General features: G+C 34.0%; 20 protein-coding genes and 1 pseudogene. 16 read left to right on the top strand and 5 right to left on the bottom strand.

What is annotated here, in order from left to right; translation table 11 throughout:
• Window positions 1-10 precede the first annotated feature (10 nt).
• Window positions 11-532 (bottom strand): hypothetical protein, encoded by a 522-nt coding sequence (locus tag BDW31_RS00475; protein ID WP_053024606.1) that lies wholly within the window; start codon window positions 530-532, stop codon window positions 11-13.
• A gap of 201 nt (window positions 533-733) precedes the next feature.
• On the opposite strand from BDW31_RS00475, the gene isaB (BDW31_RS00470) reads away from it, so the two are divergent.
• Complete coding sequence (gene isaB / locus BDW31_RS00470) at window positions 734-1,264, top strand: immunodominant staphylococcal antigen IsaB family protein (protein ID WP_053024605.1); 531 nt, start codon at window positions 734-736, stop codon at window positions 1,262-1,264.
• A gap of 110 nt (window positions 1,265-1,374) precedes the next feature.
• Here isaB (BDW31_RS00470) and BDW31_RS00465 read toward each other — a convergent pair whose 3' ends face one another.
• Entirely contained in the window at window positions 1,375-1,788 is a 414-nt protein-coding gene (locus tag BDW31_RS00465) for a YolD-like family protein (RefSeq protein ID WP_037558359.1), read from the bottom strand.
• 385 nt (window positions 1,789-2,173) lie between these two features.
• Here BDW31_RS00465 and isaB (BDW31_RS00460) point away from each other — a divergent pair, with 385 nt between their 5' ends.
• From isaB (BDW31_RS00460) to BDW31_RS00415, 9 genes are all read left to right on the top strand, one after another.
• The gene (gene isaB / locus BDW31_RS00460) at window positions 2,174-2,749 is read left to right on the top strand and encodes an immunodominant staphylococcal antigen IsaB family protein (protein ID WP_053024604.1); all 576 of its coding nucleotides are present in this window, start codon (window positions 2,174-2,176) and stop codon (window positions 2,747-2,749) included.
• A 186-nt stretch (window positions 2,750-2,935) separates the two neighbouring features.
• Window positions 2,936-3,400, top strand: coding sequence for an arginine repressor (locus tag BDW31_RS00455; protein WP_016930627.1), 465 nt, complete (start codon window positions 2,936-2,938; stop codon window positions 3,398-3,400).
• 356 nt (window positions 3,401-3,756) lie between these two features.
• The gene (gene arcA / locus BDW31_RS00450) at window positions 3,757-4,992 is read left to right on the top strand and encodes an arginine deiminase (protein WP_053024603.1); all 1,236 of its coding nucleotides are present in this window, start codon (window positions 3,757-3,759) and stop codon (window positions 4,990-4,992) included.
• 168 nt (window positions 4,993-5,160) lie between these two features.
• Window positions 5,161-6,591 (top strand): arginine-ornithine antiporter, encoded by a 1,431-nt coding sequence (gene arcD / locus BDW31_RS00445; protein ID WP_011274694.1) that lies wholly within the window; start codon window positions 5,161-5,163, stop codon window positions 6,589-6,591.
• Window positions 6,592-6,625: 34 nt separating this feature from the next.
• Entirely contained in the window at window positions 6,626-7,309 is a 684-nt protein-coding gene (locus BDW31_RS00440; RefSeq protein WP_110708894.1) for a Crp/Fnr family transcriptional regulator, read from the top strand.
• A gap of 194 nt (window positions 7,310-7,503) precedes the next feature.
• Window positions 7,504-8,265, top strand: coding sequence for an alpha/beta hydrolase (locus BDW31_RS00435; RefSeq protein ID WP_053024600.1), 762 nt, complete (start codon window positions 7,504-7,506; stop codon window positions 8,263-8,265).
• Window positions 8,266-8,695: 430 nt separating this feature from the next.
• Window positions 8,696-9,691, top strand: a complete 996-nt coding sequence (locus BDW31_RS00425; protein WP_053024599.1) for a LacI family DNA-binding transcriptional regulator — start codon at window positions 8,696-8,698, stop codon at window positions 9,689-9,691.
• Between the two features lie 160 nt (window positions 9,692-9,851).
• Window positions 9,852-10,700, top strand: a complete 849-nt coding sequence (gene ahlS / locus BDW31_RS00420) for an AhlS family quorum-quenching N-acyl homoserine lactonase (protein ID WP_053024598.1) — start codon at window positions 9,852-9,854, stop codon at window positions 10,698-10,700.
• Between the two features lie 24 nt (window positions 10,701-10,724).
• A complete protein-coding gene (locus BDW31_RS00415; protein ID WP_053024597.1) occupies window positions 10,725-11,852 on the top strand; it encodes a zinc-dependent alcohol dehydrogenase family protein in 1,128 nt (375 codons plus the stop codon).
• Between the two features lie 87 nt (window positions 11,853-11,939).
• On the opposite strand, the gene BDW31_RS00410 is transcribed toward BDW31_RS00415, so the two are convergent.
• Window positions 11,940-12,272: an SdpI family protein gene (locus BDW31_RS00410; RefSeq protein WP_053024596.1), complete on the bottom strand. Its 333-nt coding sequence runs from the start codon at window positions 12,270-12,272 to the stop codon at window positions 11,940-11,942.
• Window positions 12,273-12,531: 259 nt separating this feature from the next.
• Here BDW31_RS00410 and BDW31_RS00405 point away from each other — a divergent pair, with 259 nt between their 5' ends.
• A complete protein-coding gene (locus BDW31_RS00405) occupies window positions 12,532-13,614 on the top strand; it encodes a CapA family protein (protein ID WP_181414813.1) in 1,083 nt (360 codons plus the stop codon).
• A gap of 62 nt (window positions 13,615-13,676) precedes the next feature.
• On the opposite strand, the gene BDW31_RS00400 is transcribed toward BDW31_RS00405, so the two are convergent.
• On the bottom strand, window positions 13,677-15,317 hold the full coding sequence (locus tag BDW31_RS00400; RefSeq protein WP_053024594.1) for an alpha-keto acid decarboxylase family protein: 1,641 nt from the start codon (window positions 15,315-15,317) through the stop codon (window positions 13,677-13,679).
• Between the two features lie 151 nt (window positions 15,318-15,468).
• On the opposite strand from BDW31_RS00400, the gene BDW31_RS00395 reads away from it, so the two are divergent.
• Entirely contained in the window at window positions 15,469-15,918 is a 450-nt protein-coding gene (locus tag BDW31_RS00395) for a MarR family winged helix-turn-helix transcriptional regulator (RefSeq protein ID WP_053024593.1), read from the top strand.
• A 62-nt stretch (window positions 15,919-15,980) separates the two neighbouring features.
• Here BDW31_RS00395 and BDW31_RS00390 read toward each other — a convergent pair whose 3' ends face one another.
• Window positions 15,981-16,607: an FMN-dependent NADH-azoreductase gene (locus tag BDW31_RS00390; RefSeq protein ID WP_053024592.1), complete on the bottom strand. Its 627-nt coding sequence runs from the start codon at window positions 16,605-16,607 to the stop codon at window positions 15,981-15,983.
• Window positions 16,608-16,826: 219 nt separating this feature from the next.
• Here BDW31_RS00390 and BDW31_RS00385 point away from each other — a divergent pair, with 219 nt between their 5' ends.
• The 4 genes and pseudogenes from BDW31_RS00385 to BDW31_RS00370 all read left to right on the top strand — a co-directional run bounded on the left by BDW31_RS00385 (window position 16,827) and on the right by BDW31_RS00370 (window position 19,040).
• Window positions 16,827-16,928 carry an SE2200 family small protein gene (locus BDW31_RS00385; RefSeq protein WP_016930637.1) on the top strand — a complete coding sequence of 34 codons (102 nt, stop codon included), beginning with the start codon at window positions 16,827-16,829 and terminating at the stop codon, window positions 16,926-16,928.
• 88 nt (window positions 16,929-17,016) lie between these two features.
• Window positions 17,017-17,280 (top strand): annotated as a pseudogene (locus tag BDW31_RS00380) (sugar transferase); the annotation flags it as partial.
• Window positions 17,280-17,900, top strand: coding sequence for an acetyltransferase (locus BDW31_RS00375; protein ID WP_053024590.1), 621 nt, complete (start codon window positions 17,280-17,282; stop codon window positions 17,898-17,900). The pseudogene BDW31_RS00380 and the gene BDW31_RS00375, both read left to right, overlap by 1 nt.
• A 6-nt stretch (window positions 17,901-17,906) precedes the next feature.
• Complete coding sequence (locus BDW31_RS00370) at window positions 17,907-19,040, top strand: aminotransferase class I/II-fold pyridoxal phosphate-dependent enzyme (RefSeq protein WP_309146101.1); 1,134 nt, start codon at window positions 17,907-17,909, stop codon at window positions 19,038-19,040.

Raw genomic sequence — 19,040 nt, 5'->3', positions numbered from 1 at the left:
GTTACTATGTTTAATTTTTATCTTTAGAATCACTTGAACTACCAGAACTACTTGAACTTTGTGTTGAACTATTGTTAGTTGTCGTTTTATTCTGTGTGCTAGGTTGTGATGTTGATGGCTGTTGCGTAGAAGGTTGTTGTGTACTTGGTTGTTGTGTTGTTTGAGTTTCTTTAGTATTTTTTTCTGAAGTAGCACTTTCTGAACTCTTTTGTCTTGAACTGCTTTCTTTTGTTTTAGATTCTTGTGTTCGAGTTGTCGAGTTATTTTGTTGTGTAGAATAACTTTGTTGCGTGTTTACAGTGTTGTTTGACGTTGGTTCTGATTGTGCATTTTCTCCATTATTAGATGTAGTAGATTGCTCATCAGTTTGTTCTTCTTTCGTTTTATCTTTCTTCTCTTTTTTATCATGCTTCTCAGTTTTATGATCATCACTTGAATTTGATTGTTTAGTACCAGTTGCTGCAAAGAATATTGAAAAACCTAAAGCAACAACAGGTAATAAAATGACGATACCTGCCAATACTTTTTTCAAGGTGTATCCTCCGTCCTTAATTCATTTCTTTATCTTATTATAATAAAACTTCATAAAATAGATAGTATTTACACAATTTTATAATATTAAATTTTGTTTACTAAAATTTTTGATAAATAGATCTTAAGTACAGTGAATGTTTGTATGTATTGTGCGATAATATAAATGAAGTGTAATTCTAATATAGAAAGAAGGACTAACATGAATAAAGTAGTTAAAACTATTGCCTCAACAACATTAGCATTTGGAACACTTTTAGGAGTGAGTAGCGCTGTATTACCAGTACAAGATACTGCCCATGCAGCAACGCGAATTAAAGGGTATTACTACTCTTATAATGGTTACGTTGATAAAGACGCTAAATTCTTAACAGACAAGAACTTTATTAACGCAATCAAACACGACAACATTAAATTTAATGGTATCAAACTTGCTAAAACAAATAGCACAACTGTAAAAGAAAAGTATAATCAGAAATTTACTGGCGTAACAAGCAATGGCAAAAAAGCGAATAAATTACAATTTATAGTTAAAGGCGATTTAACGTACAGTCAACTTAAAAAAGCTTATGGTAAAGATTTGAAAAAAATAAAAGGCAACAATAATGTTAAAGGTAGCGGTATTTACGTTTATAAACCAAATAAAGATGGTTTAGCAACATCATTTGTTCTTAATAACAATAAAGTTGTAGAAGTAGATATTAGTTACGTAGGCTTTACAACAAGTAAATAATATTTAGAAGAGCGCATAAATGGGACTTCCTCATCTATGCGCTTTAATTTATCTCTAGTTAAAATAAAACTCATGTTTCAGTGATATGAGTCACTAATTACGCAACACACTTACTCTACATTACAAATAACCTCAAAATCGAGTTTCATCGTTTGTGAACCGTTCTCGTTACTAATTGTGATACAGCGATTTAGCGAGTCGATACGACGTATATACGCTGCAATTGATTGGATATAGCCATTTCTCCAATAACTAATCATTGCCAGTTGGTGCTGTGTGAATTTATATGTGAGCTGTCGATTGATATTTTCGAATTGATCATCTGACAATGAAGGCATGGCAATTTTATTCTGTTCCTCAATAAAATCATTCAATCGTTGATATTGTTCTGGCATTGTCGCAAAGGGAGCCCACTTCACCATGCCACGTCCTTGAGGAATGTTAGCGTCTAGATATTGTCTTGGTATTTTACGATAATCTGTTTCATATTTATACTCATCTGGCGCATTAGGATTTGGAATCATGTTAACCACCTCAAATTCATTATAGAACATATGTTCGCATTTTGGAAGTGGTTTTCTACAATATAAAGTAATTTTATATTTATTTTGGAAAAGTAAAAAAGACTATATAAAAGAGCCATAAGTTTAACAAAGGGGAAGTAAACTTATGGCTATAGTTATTACATAATATAACTTTTTGTGAAGGAGTCAATGGGGATGTTACTCCTATATTTAGTATAACATAATTTATATAAAAAATTATTTAACGATTTGTGAAATTTAATTTTGTGTAATTATAAACAACATTACATCAAATATTAAACACTTCTAATTAGTTAACCAAAATTGTATAACAATCAAGAATGGCGTATGATATGTTTAGTTATAAAGAAAGAAGGCTTCTAATTTGAGAAAAACTACAAAAACATTAGTCGCAACGACATTAGCACTAAGCACATTATTTGGTGTAGGTGTTACAAGTGCATTGACGGAAACATCTATTGCACATGCTGAATCTAAAGCTACAACAAACACAACTCATTCTAAAGCGAATGCGACATCTGCATATTACAATTATAAAGGATATGCAGGTCAAGACGTATCTTTTGTATTAGATAAACATTTTAAAAATGCGGTAAAAGCTGAAAATGTTACATTCAATGGTATTAAATTGAAAGCAACAACATCATCTAAAAATGTGAAAAAATATGATCAATATTTTAGAAACGTTTCGAAAGATGGTAAAATAGCATCATTACTTGATTTAAACGTAACGGGTAAAATGACATTGGATCAATTAAATAAAACTTACGGTAAAGATTTACAAAAGGTAAATAACCAAAAGCATAATACAACAGGTATCTATTTCTACCAACCAAATTCAAAAGGAATGACGGTATGGTTTGATGTAGATAACGGTAAAGTTGATCGCGTGGTAATAGGCTATAGCACTGTAAAACAAGCTATGAAAGAATCAAAATAGCATAACTTGAAAGACACCTCAATAGTTGGATGATAAATCTTACTTTTGGGGCGTTTTTATGTAAATAATTAGATTTATAACAGATTTTATGAAATACCCCACACAAAGAAAGACAAAAAAATGATACGTTAAAAGTAAAACATAAATATAGCAGTAGGCTGTATAGGGATAGAGGGAGTTTATAATATGAAAAAGAATAAACGTCTAGATCTCATCGCAACGGTAGTTAAGAATAACCGATTTAACAAAAAGGAAGAGATTGCAGATTACATCGATACGCATTTCGGGGTGCGCTATAGCGTAACTACGATTTCAAGAGATTTGAAAGAATTAAAGATTTTTAAAGTTCCAGCTGTAAGTAATCAATCCTATTATAAGAAGTTAGATAATACGCAACAAATGGATGCTAAAACGAAACTGCTACATTATTATGACAGTGAAATTAAAAATATCATAATAAAAGATAGCTACATACTTATCAAAACATCTCCAGGATTTGCGCAATGCATTAATTATTTCATTGATCGAATGAATATTAATGAAATATTAGGGACAGTAGGTGGCAATGACACATTGATGGTACTAACTAATTCTGAAGAAATGGCTAAATATGTGCATTATAAATTATTTAATCATAAATATTCAAATTAATGTATAAAATATAATGTGGATTTACTTTTTTATATTATCTATAATAGAGTGTAACACACCTAAATTATAATGTTCATAACCTAAGTAGTTATATAATTGTAGATACAAATTACGGGTGTTTATAAATACAGAATAATGCATAAAAAACTTTTCTTAAAAATATTATCGTACGAAAATAAATGGAATATACATAAAAAGCACCAAATGCCTAATGATTTTGTATATTCAATCACAAATATGCATTGAATAACCAGAAAGCATGAACTAGCACACGTTCATATTGTGAAAACAATCACATAAACTTTTTTGAAAGCGCTTTATACTCTAATTGTAGATAAATAAAGGAGGAAATGAATATGACACAAGGACCTATTCAAGTAAACAGTGAAATCGGTAGATTAAAAACAGTATTACTCAAACGACCTGGTAAAGAATTAGAAAATTTAGTACCAGATCACTTAAGTGGCTTGCTATTCGATGATATTCCTTATTTAAAAGTGGCGCAAGAAGAGCACGACAAATTTGCACAAACACTTCGTGATGAAGGTGTGGAAGTTGTTTATTTAGAAAAACTAGCAGCTGAAGCAATTGCAGATATAGACGTGCGAGAACAGTTCATTGACGATATTCTTGCAGAATCCCAAAAAACAGTATTAGGACATGAAGCTGAAATTAAAACGTTTTTTGCGAAGTTATCAGATCAAGAATTAATCGATAAAATTATGGCTGGTGTGAGAAAAGAAGAAATTGAACTAAAAACAACACATCTCGTTGAATATATGGATGATAGATATCCATTCTATTTAGACCCAATGCCTAACCTTTACTTTACACGTGATCCTCAAGCATCAGTAGGTAGAGGTATGACAATTAACAGAATGTATTGGAGAGCACGTCGCAGAGAATCACTATTTATGACATACATTTTAAAATATCATCCAAGATTTAAAGATGCAGATGTACCAGTATGGTTAGACCGAAACTCACCATTTAATATCGAAGGTGGAGATGAATTAATTCTATCTAAAGAAGCTTTAGCCATTGGTATATCTGAACGTACATCAGCACAAGCAATTGAACGCTTAGCACGTAATATATTTAAAGATGAATCTACGACATTCAAGAAAGTAATTGCGATTGAAATTCCAAATAGTCGTACGTTCATGCATTTAGATACAGTATTCACAATGATTGACTACGATAAATTCACAGTGCATTCAGCTATTTTCAAAGAAGAAAATAACATGAATTTATTTACGATTGAATACGATGAAGCAAAAGATGATATCAAAATTACACATTCTAATAAACTACGTGAAACGCTAGCAGACGTACTTGGCGTTGAAAAAATCGAGTTTATCCCAACTGGTAATGGTGACGTGATAGACGGCGCACGTGAACAATGGAATGACGGTTCAAATACGCTATGTATACGCCCAGGTGTGGTCGTTACTTATGACCGAAACTACGTATCAAACCAATTACTTCGTGATAAAGGCATTAAAGTGCTTGAAATTACTGGTAGTGAACTTGTTCGTGGACGTGGGGGCCCAAGATGTATGAGCCAACCATTATTTAGAGAAGATATTTAAAGTATTTCGAGCAAACGTAAGGACTTTTTTGAAAAATACATCGCAGGGAAAGTGATGTAGAAATATAACACAAGGAGAAGGGTTTGAAGCAGGGTTACCAGACAATTGAATAATGATGCTTCAAGCCCTTAATTTAAAAGTAATCCTCCTTAGAAGGGGAAATGAATTATGAATGAATCAGACACAAACAAACTTGGTAAAACGTCACTTATTGGCTTAGTCATTGGTTCTATGATTGGTGGCGGTGCGTTCAATATCATTTCTGATATGGGTGGTCAAGCCGGTGGTTTAGCAATTATGATTGGATGGATTATCACCGCAATCGGAATGATTTCACTCGCATTTGTCTTCCAAAATCTCACTAATGTAAGACCGGACTTAGAAGGTGGAATTTACAGTTATGCACAGGCTGGATTTGGCGACTTTATTGGTTTCTCAAGTGCTTGGGGCTACTGGTTTGCTGCGTTTCTAGGTAACGTAGCCTATGCAACATTATTGATGTCAGCAGTAGGTAACTTCTTCCCAATCTTCAAAGGTGGTAATACGCTACCAAGTATTATCGTCGCTTCTTTCTTATTATGGGGTGTGCACTTCTTAATACTTAGAGGTGTTGAAACCGCAGCTTTTATCAATAGTATTGTAACTGTTGCAAAGTTAATTCCTATATTCTTAGTCATCATTTGTATGATTGTAGTATTTAATTTCGATACATTTAAAGCAGGGTTCTACGGAATGACAAGCGGTGGTACAGGTATATTTAGTTGGGGCGATACAATGTCTCAAGTTAAGAGTACAATGCTTGTAACCGTATGGGTATTCACTGGTATTGAAGGTGCAGTGGTATTCTCAGGTCGTGCTAAATCGAAAAAAGACGTAGGTACTGCTACAGTAATTGGACTTGTTTCAGTACTTGTTATTTACTTCTTAATGACTGTATTGGCACAAGGCGTCATTCAACAAAATCAAATTGCTGATCTTGCAAGCCCATCAATGGCACAAGTGTTAGAACATATCGTTGGTCATTGGGGTTCAGTACTCGTTAACATTGGATTAATTATTTCTGTTTTAGGTGCATGGCTTGGTTGGACATTACTAGCTGGTGAGCTACCATTTATAGTGGCTAAAGATGGCTTGTTCCCGAAATGGTTTGCTAAAGAAAATAAAAATAAAGCACCAATCAATGCATTATTAATTACAAACATTCTAGTACAAATATTCTTAATTAGCATGTTATTTACAGATAGTGCATATCAATTTGCGTTTTCACTTGCATCAAGCGCGATTTTAATTCCGTATATGTTTAGTGCCTTTTATCAATTAAAATACACAATTGAGCATAAAGGACACGCTACAGTGAAACAATGGGCAATCGGTATTATTGCATCAATCTATGCGATATGGCTTGTGTACGCTGCAGGTATTGATTACTTGTTATTAACCATGTTGCTCTACATCCCTGGTCTATTTGTTTATCGTTTCGTACAACGTAATAACCATAAACCATTAACGAAAGGTGACTATATCTTGTTTGCAGTCATTATCATACTTGCAATAATAGGTATCATTCGCTTAGCGATGGGAAGCGTTTCAGTATTCTAATAAAAAGTTTTAAAAGATTTAGGAGTGTATCTCAATGGCCGGAAAGACATATATCAACAACAGAGACAATGATTTAAGTGAAGGGCTTAAACAATTAGCGTCTTACTTAAATATTCCAACGGGTGTCATTCAAGCATTCAAGAGTGAGTGTTTCGTGCGACGTTACAATAAAGGACAAATCATATATTATTCATCTGATCAGCCCACCTATGTGTATTTGTTACTAGACGGTATTGTTTTGCGTGAAACAATTAATGAAGATGGGGACGCTTATTGTAAGCTTAATAAAGAGCAACTATTATTTCCGTTAAATCATCTCTTTCGAAAAATTGAATTAAACGAGATGTGCACAGCTATAACACCATGTAATGTAATAGGCATACCTAAAGATATGTTGGAATATCTTTGTAAAAATCATGAAGACATATTTGTTACACTGTTCGAAAAGTTAAATAACGAACTTGAACTGCTAATGGAATACAATATGGCATTAACCACAAAGTTGGCGAGAGAACGTATTGAGAAAGTACTATATTATTTATGTCATGCAATAGGATACGATCATGATGAATTCTACGAAATTAAACATATCATGACCATTCAATTACTGAGTGATTTAGCAGGTATTTCACGTGAAACAACTGGCCATATTGTACATGAATTAAAAGAAGAGAAAAAATTAATAAAAAATGGCAAAAACTGGATGGTTATAAAGTAATAAATAAGACACAAAGACCCCTTTATATACAAAAAGCGTTTATATTAAACTACCAAATCGATATAAACACAATAATTGCTACTTAAGACGTTGGTGACATCACTAACGTCTTTTTGCATGTTTGGGTAACACCTTTTTCAGAAAAAGTGTAAAATAGATATAATCATTTATTATTAGAAGGGGCGACAATCAACATGGCACTCATGACAATCAATTACTTATCACCATCTTTAGGTATGCAACAATCATTTGTAGCAATTATTCCAGAAGACGCCAGTTTCTTCGACGAAACACAATCACCTAAATCTTATAAATCACTTATGCTATTGCATGGATTATCAAGTGATGCAACGTCGTATACACGCTTTACCAGTGTTGAGCGATATGCAGATGAACATCAATTAGCCATTATTATGCCGAATGCAGATCATAGTGGCTATGCAAATATGACGTACGGTCATAGTTATTATGACCATATATTGGAAGTGTATCACTACGCACATAAACTACTTCCATTATCACCAAAACGTGAAGATAATTTTATTGCAGGTCATTCGATGGGTGGTTACGGCACGATGAAATTTGCATTAACACAAGGAAGACTCTTCTCTAAAGCATCGCCATTGTCTTCTGTCTTTCAAGCGCAAGGGTTAATGGAACTTGATTATCCTGATTTCGCACCAAAAGCAATTACTGGAGAAGATACAACTATCAAGGGTACTGAACTCGATACATATCATTTAGTTGATGAAGCAATCGAAAAAGGATTGACCATACCTAAGTTGTTGATTCAATGTGGTACAGAAGATTTCTTATATGAAGATAATCAACAATTTATGACATATTTGGATGATAAAGGAATTGACTATCAATATGAAGAAGGTCCAGGTGAACATGATTATGCGTTCTGGGATAAGGCCATCAAACGCACAATTGAATGGTTAGTAGAAGAATAGGAATGAAAAAGAATTTGGAATCCAAATGATGAATAATAGCAGGAGTCTGGGACAAAATAAAATGTCTCAGCCTACTTTATCATTTTGTCAGTAGCTGACTGATTTGAAAATGCGCTTGAATCAAGCTTTTTTCAAACCTAGTCATCCTTGCCTGGTAGGCGGGGCCCCAACAAAGAGAATTTCTTAAAGAAATTCTACAAGCTAAGCAAGTTGAGGTTCGGGGCCCCAGCAAAGAGAATTTCCTAAAGAAATTCTACAAGCTAAGCAAGCTGGGGATACGACAAAATAAATTTTGAGAAATTATTATTTCTGTCCCACTCCCGTGCTTTTAATATTTTTTAAACTGATAAATATCTAACTTGAGTGATTGACAAAAACTAGGGAACAACCTATCATCAATAATGAAAACGTTTTCATTAAAGGTGGTACTATGGCAACAATAAAAGATGTAGCTCAGAGAGCAGGGTTATCTATATCGACGGTTTCAAGATATTTAAATCATCATCCTTATATTTCTGAGGATAAGAAAATTAAAATCCAACAAGCGATGGATGAACTTGATTATGTGCCAAATTCAGTCGCTATGCAATTGCGTTCTAACAAGTCGTATACGATTGGTATCATTGTACCTAGAATTACGAATCCATATTTCGCGTATTTGATTGATGCAATTGATAAAAAAATTAAAGGCACACCATACCATACGTTAATTATGCAAACATATAATGATAAAGAAGAGGAATTAAGATTATTAAATATGTTTAAGCAAAGACAAATTGCTGGTGTGATAATGGGCGCACTTGAAAATGACATAGAGGTTTTAGAGACGTATACGAAATATGGACCTATTATTTTATCGGCAGATCAGTCAATGCAGTCTGATAAAGTGAAGATTATACATACCACCCAACGTCAAACGACGTATGATGCCATTCAATACTTAATTAATAAAGGATATCGAAACATAGCTTATTGCACGGACAATAATTACTATGATCATTGCTTCAATAAACCTAGAAATGTCGGATTTAGAGTAGCGATGAAAGATAATGGTCTAGATATTAGAAATGAATGGATTTTTAATAATGTTCATACAATTGAAGATGGTGAGCAGATAGGGAAAATATTGTTGCGACAAGAACAGTTACCAGATGCTATATTTACAGGTAGCGATGAAGTGGCATTAGGGTTAATGCACTTTATGACTGCCCATCAAATAGATATTCCTAACCAAATCGCCATTTTGGGATATGATAATCAACCCATTTCTAGTTTATTGAAGATTCCATTATCGACAGTCAATCAACCAGTCAATGACATTGGTAAGCAATTGATTAACTATTTATTGGCATTACTTGAAGAGACAGAATTTGAAATCAACGATGATGTATTAAAATTAAATATCGTAGAACGACAAAGCACATAAATAGAGCCTTCCATTTCGAATTTCAAACGAAGTGGAAGGCTTGTTTTGATTTATAAATCAAACAAGGATACTTAAATATTGTAAGTAATTATTTTTATGTGTAAAATGTAAATTACATCTATGTATAATACATGCAAAAGTTAATAAGGGGATGAGTAGCATGGTAAATGTAAAAAAACAAAGAATGAAAATTTACGTACTAGACAATGGACGCATGAAGATGGATAAAAACTTGATGATTGCTAATTCAAACCAAGCGACGATGGATAATCCAAATCAGCCTAATGAAATGCATGAATTTCCTATTTACACTGTATTCATTGATCATCCTGAAGCAAAGATTTTATTCGATACAGCATGTAATCCAAATGCTATGGGAGATAATGGGCGTTGGATTACAGTAACACAAAAAGCGTTTCCATACTTTGCTGACGAAGCATGTCATTTACCTAATCGACTTGAACAAATTGGCATAGACCCTAAAGATGTTGATATTGTTGTGGCCTCTCACTTGCACTTAGATCATGCAGGATGTCTTGAATACTTTACAAATGCGACTGTCATAGTGCATAACGATGAACTCAACGGGACAATGCAATCTTATGCACGTAACCAAAAAGAAGGTGCGTATATATGGGCGGATATAGACGCATGGATTAAAAACGATTTAACTTGGAAGACTATGAAACGAGATGAAGATTATTTAAAACTCGTAGATGGCGTTAAGGTCTTGAATTTTGGCAGTGGTCATGCATGGGGAATGATTGGCTTAGAAATTGAAACTGAAGAACTTGGAACAATTATTCTCGCCTCAGATGCTATTTATACGAAAGAAAGTATGGAACCAACACTTAAACCTCCAGGTATCTTGTATGATTCGGTTGGTTGGACAAATTCTGTAGAAAAGATAAAAAAATTAGCAGCAGAGAAAAACGCACAAATTTGGTTTGGCCACGATGGAGAACAATTTGCCGAATTTCGAAAATCAACAGACGGATATTATGAATAGGGACTTTCAAGGGAGTGTTTAATTATGAAAACAAGAGCAGCAGTATTATATGAAATGGAAGCATCTCAACCTTATAAAGAATCGAAACCTTTAAAAATTGAGAGCTTAGAGTTAGAAGATCCTCATGAGCATGAAGTATTGCTAAAAATACATGCAGCAGGGCTATGCCATTCAGACTTATCAGTAATTAACGGCAGTAGACCTCGATCTTTACCAATGGTACTTGGTCATGAGGCAACTGGCGAAGTATTAAAAGTTGGAAGTAGTGTCACAAGGGTGAAAGAAGGTGACCATGTAGTTTGTACCTTCATTCCAAGCTGTGGTAAATGTATACCATGTAAAGAAGGACGTCCAGCTTTGTGTGAAAATGGAGCTAAAGCAAATGAAAAAGGCGAAATGTTAGAAGGAGGTATTCGATTATCTAATGAAGATGGACAAGTATATCATCATTTAGGCGTCTCTGGATTTGCAGAACACGCAGTTGTCTCTGAAAATTCTATTGTAAAAATCAGTGATGAAATACCATTTGAACGTGCAGCAGTATTTGGTTGTGCTGTCATTACAGGTATTGGTGCTGTGATGAATACAGCTCAAATTCGTCCAGGTAGTAATGTTGCTGTAGTTGGACTAGGTGGTATAGGATTAAATGCCATTATTGGTGCTAAGTTAGCAGGTGCAAATGAAATTATTGCATTAGATATTAATGAAGACAAATTTGATTTAGCTAAGCAGTTTGGAGCTACCGCGACATTTAACTCTAGTGATGATGATATAGATGAACAAATTAAAGAATATGTGCCTGGCGGAGTAGAATATGCATTTGAAACAGCAGGGGTTGTTCCAGCAATGCAAGTCGCCTATAAAATTACTAAACGAGGGGGTACTACAGTAACAACGGGCTTACCTCATCCTAAAGATGAATTCTCATTTCCACAAGTAACATTAGCTGCAGAAGAACGGACAGTTAAAGGTTCTTATGTAGGAAGCTGTGTTCCTGATAGAGATATTCCTCGTTTTATAAGTTTATATAAACAAGGAAGATTAAACATTGATCCACTCATTAGTGAAGTGATTACTCTAGATGATATCAATGAAGGATTTGATAAATTAGCTAGTGGTGATGTCGGTAGAATTATTGTTAAAATACATTGATTGAAATTAAAAATTTGAGACTGAAGAACGAAAAGTCCTCTATTTCAAATGAATGAAGTAGAGGACCTTTGTTGTATAAAGTCAAAATTAAAGTGCTTTCTCCACTTTCCAATACACAATAAACATATACCACAGCATTACTACCAATTCTATGCCTAAACCAGTCATGATGATAATGTCAGTACTTCTCATCATACCTACAATTTCAATCACTACTCCGATAATTCCAAACAATAATAACACCCATAAGTATTTTAAAGAATAGATGCCAAATTGTTTTTGTGCTTTAATCCAATTACGATCATTGACCATTGATTTTGTTGTTCGATAACCGTACCAACGATTGCGCTCGGTAGGTGGATGGAATTTAAAGATATAACCAAAGCAATACATAACAAAGTTTAATGGCAATAATATCATATTATAAACTCCCTTAATAATTTATCGACTATACAACTAAATGGTATATTAAAATTTTTTCTTATTCAAATTGCATTAAAATTAGTAATTGTCTAAAATGAAAATTAAAGAGTTCGTTAATAAATGTTATGCAACTCAACTAAAATATGTTTTGAATATAAAAGACGTTGAAATTCTTCGATGAAAGAAGGCGTACTTTGTGATTAAGTATTATGTTAGTTGTTTAGTACTATTTTTCACTTTTGCAATTCTCTGTGGCATGGCACTGGCTGAAGATGTTACTGATGAAGCATCAGTGGTTGCAGTAGGAGATAATTTAATACACCCCGTTGTCTATAATGATGCACTGCAACAAGATGGGTCATTCAATTTTAAGCCTATGTATTTACATATTAAGAACGACATACAATCACCTGACCTTGCATTTATTAATCAAGAATCTCCATTAGGTGGGGATGATCGCCCATTTTCAGGATTTAAGAACTTCAATACTCCGAGTCAGATTGCTCAAGATGTTGTCGAAACCGGATTTGATATGGTAAATGGTGCCAATAATCATTCATTAGATCAAGGTGATGAAGGTGTCCTAAATCACCTCAAGACATGGAATAAGTTTGATAAACAAGTTTTATTTACAGGTATTTTTAATTCGGAAAAGGACGCTCAAACGATACCAGTTATGACTGTGAATGGTATTAAGGTGAGTTTACTTAGTTATACATATGGTACAAATGAAATGACATCACAATATCCTTACACAATTAAAACGTTTGACGAAGCTATTATTAAACAGGATATACAAAAAGCAAAACAACAAAGCGACGTAGTGATAGTGTCTGCCCATTGGGGAAATGAAAATCACCATACACCAAATAAGACACAGAAGAAATACGCTCAATTATTTGCGGATGAGGGTGTAGATGTTGTCATTGGTACACACCCACATGTCATTCAACCGGTTAAATGGGTGAAGAGTAAGCGTGATAATCATCAAACACTTGTCGCATATTCATTAGGTAACTTTCTGAATGGACAAGATACTGGAGATGAACATAATCAATTATTAGGAAGACTAAATTTTGATATAGTTAAAGCGCCTAAAGGTGCACATATTGAAAATGTGAAGTGGACGAGTATGGTCAATCATTATCAACAGTGGGATCCTACCAATAAAGAGACGAGACATGATTTTGAAGTGTATAATTTAGATGATTATAATGAGGATTTAGCGCAGGATCATGGATTAAGAAACGATAAGAAAAGTCAATGGGATATAAAACATCTTCAAGATATCACGAAAGATGTCATTGATTCTGAATACTTGGATGAAAAGAGTATATGATGCAAATAAGCCTGTGACATGGTAGAACATGCGACAGGCTTATTTTAATAATTGTAGATGACCTATTTATTCTGTGCTGCAAAGGCTTTTGAAATGTCGCGAAGTTTAGCTGGTGCGTCATCCCATTTCATTGTGACTTCAGTGAAGTGTAATTGCTCTGGAGCAGCGTTAATGGCGTCAAATACGTTCTGTAAGTCATTAGAAGTCTTCACGTCATGCACAACAACATTATTGCCACCGAACACTTTAGGTAGAGCTTTATAATCCCACATACGGATATCATTGTAAGTTTCTTCCATGCCGTGGATTAAACGTTCTACTGTATAACCATCGTTATTAATCACAAAGATAATCGGTTTGATATCTTGGCGAATCATCGTAGATAACTCTTGAACTGTAAGTTGTAATGAGCCATCCCCGATTAATAAGATGTTACGGCGATTTGGATCAGCCATTTGCGTACCTAAAGTAGCTGGTAGTGTATAACCGATAGAACCCCATAATGGTTGTCCTATAAACGTCATGTCTTTCGGTAAAGCTAAATCATACGCACCGAAGAATGATGTACCTTGCTCAGCTAATAAGACATCATCATCTTTAATAAAGTGTTGCATCATGTCAAAGTAAGTTGATTGCGTTAAGATATCATCTGATAATGCGACTTCTTTTGATGCTCCTTTTTCAAAAGTAGGGAACGAGCCCTCATATCGATAATCAATGGTATTAAGTCCATCAATTAAGCTAGGTAGCGTCACATCTTCAGCAACCGTTTCATTCAATTTAAAGTTATGATGATTAAGCATAACCACATCATCAATATCAAATTCATAAGAGAAACCGGCTGTAGCTGAGTCAGTTAATTTAGCGCCAATATTTAAAATGGCATCACTGTTATCGACATAATCTTTAATTTGGTCTTCTGCAATTTTGCCATCGTAAATGCCTATATAATATGGATTCTCTTCGTTAAACGCCCCTTTACCTAATGATAATTGAGCGACTGGAATGTGTGTTTGATTAACAAATTGCTCGAGTGCTTTGTGTAAGTGGAAACTGTTAATTTCATGACCTGTGATAATGACTGGTTGTGAAGCGGAGCGTAGTTTGTCAGCGACCATATTAATATATCGATCAACATTTACGTCTGGAATTGGTGCGACATCATACTCTGAATCTACCTCGATTTCAGTCATTGCAACATCAATAGGAAGATGAATGTGCACTGGGCGGCGTTCATGAATAGCAGCATTAATGACTCTAGGGATTTCAGTTGTTGCGTTCTCAGCGGTAATGTATGCTTGCGCTGTCGTAATGTGTTCGAACATCTTTTGATAGCTATCGAAACGACCTTCACCCAATGAATGGTGCACATACTTACCGGCTTGTTCTACTGCTTGCGTTGGCGCGCCTGTAATCGCAATCACTGGGACACGTTCAGCATACGAACCTGCGATACCGTTAACAGCACTTAATTCACCAACACCAAATGTAGTAACGAGCACGCCTAGTCCATTGATACGTGCATAGCCGTCTGCAGCATAACTACCGTTAAGTTCATTAGTCGTTCCTACCCATTCAACGCCTTCATGACGTACGATGTCATCTAGAAATGCTAGGTTGAAGTCTCCTGGCACACCAAAGATTTTGTCGACGCCTGCATGATGCACTGCATCCATTAAGTATTGTCCTACACGTTGTTTCATATTCATTCCACCTCTATTTATAAATTAGAATACACTTACAATATAATTATATTGACTAATAAAGTCAATTTAGTTGACCTTTTTTCGACTGTTTTTTGAAAATTGATTATAATGTGTATAATCATTCATAAATGGAAAAGGAAAGAAGTCTATGGATAGTAATAAAAATGATTATGAACATATGTTATTTTACTTCGCATATAAGACATTTATAAAAACGGCAGATGAAATTATTGAAAAATACGACATGAGTCGTCAGCACCATCGCTTTTTGTTCTTCATTAATAAATTGCCTGGTATTACCATTAAGCAATTATTAAAGACATTAGAAATTTCTAAACAAGGATCACATGCGACGTTGCGTAAATTGAAGGAAGAAGGGTTAATTGTTGAACAAACATCTGAAGAAGATCGACGTGTGAAACAATTATTTCCAACGCCTAAAGGCAGTAAGTTAGTTGATAAATTAAATAAAGCACAAGATGAATTAATGCAGAGTACCTTTCAGAAGGTAGGACATGATTGGTATGACATCATGGAAGAACTATCGAATTACAGAGAAGGATTTCAAGATATTCAGCATTTGAAAGATGAGAGGTAAATAGGATTGAATGAGAAAAAGGCATTGCGTAAATGACTACGCAATGCCTTTTAATATGCTTATTAGAAATTTTTACCCATTTCTTGTGCTTCAGTAATTGAAGCGGCTTTAATTTCTTCTGTTCTCTCTGGTTCCGCATTATGACCTTCAATAATTACATTTTCGTATGAAGGTACACCTAAGAATGTCATGATTGTTCTTAAGTAACGGTCGCCACTTTCAACATCTGCAGCTGGACCTTCTGAGTAGAACCCACCACGTGATTGAATGTGTAATACTTTTTTATCTGTTAAAAGACCTTGAGGACCTTCTGCAGTGTATTTGAATGTTTTACCTGCAATTGAAATTGCGTCAATGTACGCTTTCAATACAGGTGGGAATGATAAGTTCCACATTGGTGAAACGAAAACATATTTATCAGCTGAAAGGAATTCTTCTAAAATTTCACTTAAACGATCAACTTTTTGTTGTTCATCTTGATTAAGTTCATCGCCATTTCTTAATTTACCCCAACCAGTTAATACATCTTTATCAATAACAGGGATATCTTCTTTGAATAAATCAATGTGTTTCACTTCATCACTTGAATGATTATCTTTGTATGAATCAATAAATGCTTTACCAGCAGCCATAGAATTAGAAGCTAATTCATCTAATGGGTGTGCTGTAATGTATAATAATTTTGCCACAGTCGTGCACTTCATATATATTTATTTCGAAATCGATATAATTAATATACTCGATTTTCAAAATAATACAATACTTTTCATGAAAAATCAGACCAATGGTGTATAAGATAATTAAACGTGACTTTAAAAATGAACAATTTTAAGTGTATAATATAGGTAAATTTAGATTTTAATATTTAAGAAATCTAATAAATGTAGAACCTTAAAGGAGTGACAGACATGAAGGGATTATTAATTACAGTAGTTTTAGGCGTAGCTGCATATGTTGGTTTCAAAAAATACCAAAACAAAGTAAACGAAATGCCAAATATCGAATATTAATAAATGAAGCCAAGAGGTTTTCTTAAATGAAAATCTCTTGGCTTTTTATATGTCTTAAATATACATAAAAATTATTAAACTTTAATAATTGATGGAATATTTACCTTTATACAATGATGAACAAAAAAAGCGACATAATGTTAAACCAGGAATTACAGGCTGGGCTCAGGTCAATGGGCGCAATGCAATTACTTGGGATGCAAAGTTTAAATTAGATGTTTTGTATGCTGAAAATCAATCGTTTAAATTAGATATGTATATTATTTATAAGACAATAATTAATATATTAAAACGTAAAGATATCAATGCGCCTAATCATGTAACCGCCGAAAAGTTTAAGGGTAATGTATGATGAGTAAACCAATTATTATTATTGGCAAAGGCGGCCATTCAAAAGTCATCAAAGATATAATTGAGACGACAAATCAATATCATGTCGCAGGTTATCTTGATAACGCTATTGATGAATATTACACAGATAATGATATATTTTATGACAACTTAGATAACATGAAACAATATAAAGATTTGTATTCATTTATTATTGCTATTGGAAGTAATCATATTCGTCAAAAACTTTTTCATAAATTAGAAGTTAAAATTGATCAATATGCAACATTAATTCATCCAACAGCAGTTGTGAGTCCTAGTGCGAAGATTGGTTACGGAACGGTTGTAATGCCTAATGCGGTGATAAATGCGGACTCTATAATTGGAAAGCATGTCATAATCAACACAGGCGCAATAGTCGAACACGATAATCAAATTGGTGATTATGTTCATATTTCACCTAATGCTACATTAGCAGGTGGTGTTAAAATAGGCGAGGCATCACACATTGCAATTAATGCTGCTGTAATACCGTTGATTGAAATTGGTGAAAGATGTATTGTGGGAGCAGGTGCAACAGTCATAAATAATGTTAAAACAGAATCAACAGTCATAGGAACGCCAGCAAAAATTAAGGAGTGAATATAAGTGGAAGAAGAAAGAATATTCTTGTCAAGACCACATATGGGTGGTACTGAATTAGATTACATACATGATGCATTCGACAAAAACTGGATTGCACCATTAGGTGAGAATGTAACAGAATTTGAGAATAGTATTAAAAATTATGTTGGAATTAATGCAGCAGTTGCAGTTGGTAGCGGAACTTCTGCTATTCATTTAGCGTTAATTGAGAGTGGCGTTCAAAAAGATGATATCGTATTTTGTAGTTCTTTAACATTTAGTGCTTCAGCTAACCCTATTATCTATCAAGGTGCTATTCCTGTTTTCATTGATTCAGAGATGGACTCATGGAATATGTCTCCAGAAGCTTTACGAAAAGCTTTTGAAAAATACGCTGAAAAAGGAATTACGCCTAAAGCAGTTATTGCGGTAAACTTGTATGGTCAATCAGCTAAGATGGATGAAATTAAAGAAATTTGCGATGAGTACAAAACTACTTTAGTTGAAGATGCAGCTGAGTCACTAGGTGCTGACTATAAAGGCCATAAAAGTGGTACTTTCGGTAAATTTGGAATTTTCTCATTTAACGGAAACAAAATCATCACTACAAGTGGTGGTGGAATGCTTATCTCAAATGATGAAAATCGTATTGCCCATGCAATTTTCGTATCTACACAAGCGAGAGATAAAGCACTTCACTATCAACATAGTGAGTTAGGGTATAACTATCGCTTAAGTAATATTTCTGCAGGTATTGGAAGAGGACAAATGAAAGTGTTAGATCAACGTATTCAACGTCGCCGTGAAATATTCGAAAAATATGAAGAAGCTTTTGGTAATATAGACGGTTTTGACTTCCAACCAGAATTACCCGATTCTAAATCCAATCGTTGGCTAACTGCATTAACGATTGATGAGAATAAAACAGGCTTTAGCGCGTTAGAATTGATTGATGTACTTCAAAAAAATAATATTGAAGCACGTCCAGTATGGAAACCAATGCACTTACAACCATACTTTGAATCTTATGATTATATAATGGTTGATGGTGTAGATAACAGTGCCTATTTATTTGACCATGGAGTATGTTTACCATCAGGTTCTGATATGACAGATGAGCAGCAAATACGAGTGATTGAAATTATTAAAAGTCTATAA

The sequence above is a fragment of the Staphylococcus sp. AtHG25 genome, assembly GCF_003217445.1.
GTDB lineage: Bacteria > Bacillota > Bacilli > Staphylococcales > Staphylococcaceae > Staphylococcus > Staphylococcus haemolyticus.
The sequence above is the reverse complement of the archived record's forward strand: the minus strand, read 5'-3'. Positions and strand labels throughout refer to the sequence as shown.

Excerpts from the sequence above, each read along its gene's own strand:
- isaB (WP_053024605.1), top strand. The coding sequence starts at position 734 with ATGAATAAAGTAGTTAAAACTATTGCCTCAACAACATTAGCATTTGGA.
- BDW31_RS00465 (WP_037558359.1), bottom strand. The coding sequence starts at position 1,788 with ATGATTCCAAATCCTAATGCGCCAGATGAGTATAAATATGAAACAGAT.
- BDW31_RS00455 (WP_016930627.1), top strand. The coding sequence starts at position 2,936 with ATGAAAAAGAATAAACGTCTAGATCTCATCGCAACGGTAGTTAAGAAT.
- arcA (WP_053024603.1), top strand. The coding sequence starts at position 3,757 with ATGACACAAGGACCTATTCAAGTAAACAGTGAAATCGGTAGATTAAAA.
- arcD (WP_011274694.1), top strand. The coding sequence starts at position 5,161 with ATGAATGAATCAGACACAAACAAACTTGGTAAAACGTCACTTATTGGC.
- BDW31_RS00440 (WP_110708894.1), top strand. The coding sequence starts at position 6,626 with ATGGCCGGAAAGACATATATCAACAACAGAGACAATGATTTAAGTGAA.
- BDW31_RS00435 (WP_053024600.1), top strand. The coding sequence starts at position 7,504 with ATGGCACTCATGACAATCAATTACTTATCACCATCTTTAGGTATGCAA.
- BDW31_RS00425 (WP_053024599.1), top strand. The coding sequence starts at position 8,696 with ATGGCAACAATAAAAGATGTAGCTCAGAGAGCAGGGTTATCTATATCG.
- ahlS (WP_053024598.1), top strand. The coding sequence starts at position 9,852 with ATGGTAAATGTAAAAAAACAAAGAATGAAAATTTACGTACTAGACAAT.
- BDW31_RS00415 (WP_053024597.1), top strand. The coding sequence starts at position 10,725 with ATGAAAACAAGAGCAGCAGTATTATATGAAATGGAAGCATCTCAACCT.
- BDW31_RS00410 (WP_053024596.1), bottom strand. The coding sequence starts at position 12,272 with ATGATATTATTGCCATTAAACTTTGTTATGTATTGCTTTGGTTATATC.
- BDW31_RS00405 (WP_181414813.1), top strand. The coding sequence starts at position 12,532 with ATGGCACTGGCTGAAGATGTTACTGATGAAGCATCAGTGGTTGCAGTA.
- BDW31_RS00400 (WP_053024594.1), bottom strand. The coding sequence starts at position 15,317 with ATGAAACAACGTGTAGGACAATACTTAATGGATGCAGTGCATCATGCA.
- BDW31_RS00395 (WP_053024593.1), top strand. The coding sequence starts at position 15,469 with ATGGATAGTAATAAAAATGATTATGAACATATGTTATTTTACTTCGCA.
- BDW31_RS00385 (WP_016930637.1), top strand. The coding sequence starts at position 16,827 with ATGAAGGGATTATTAATTACAGTAGTTTTAGGCGTAGCTGCATATGTT.
- BDW31_RS00375 (WP_053024590.1), top strand. The coding sequence starts at position 17,280 with ATGAGTAAACCAATTATTATTATTGGCAAAGGCGGCCATTCAAAAGTC.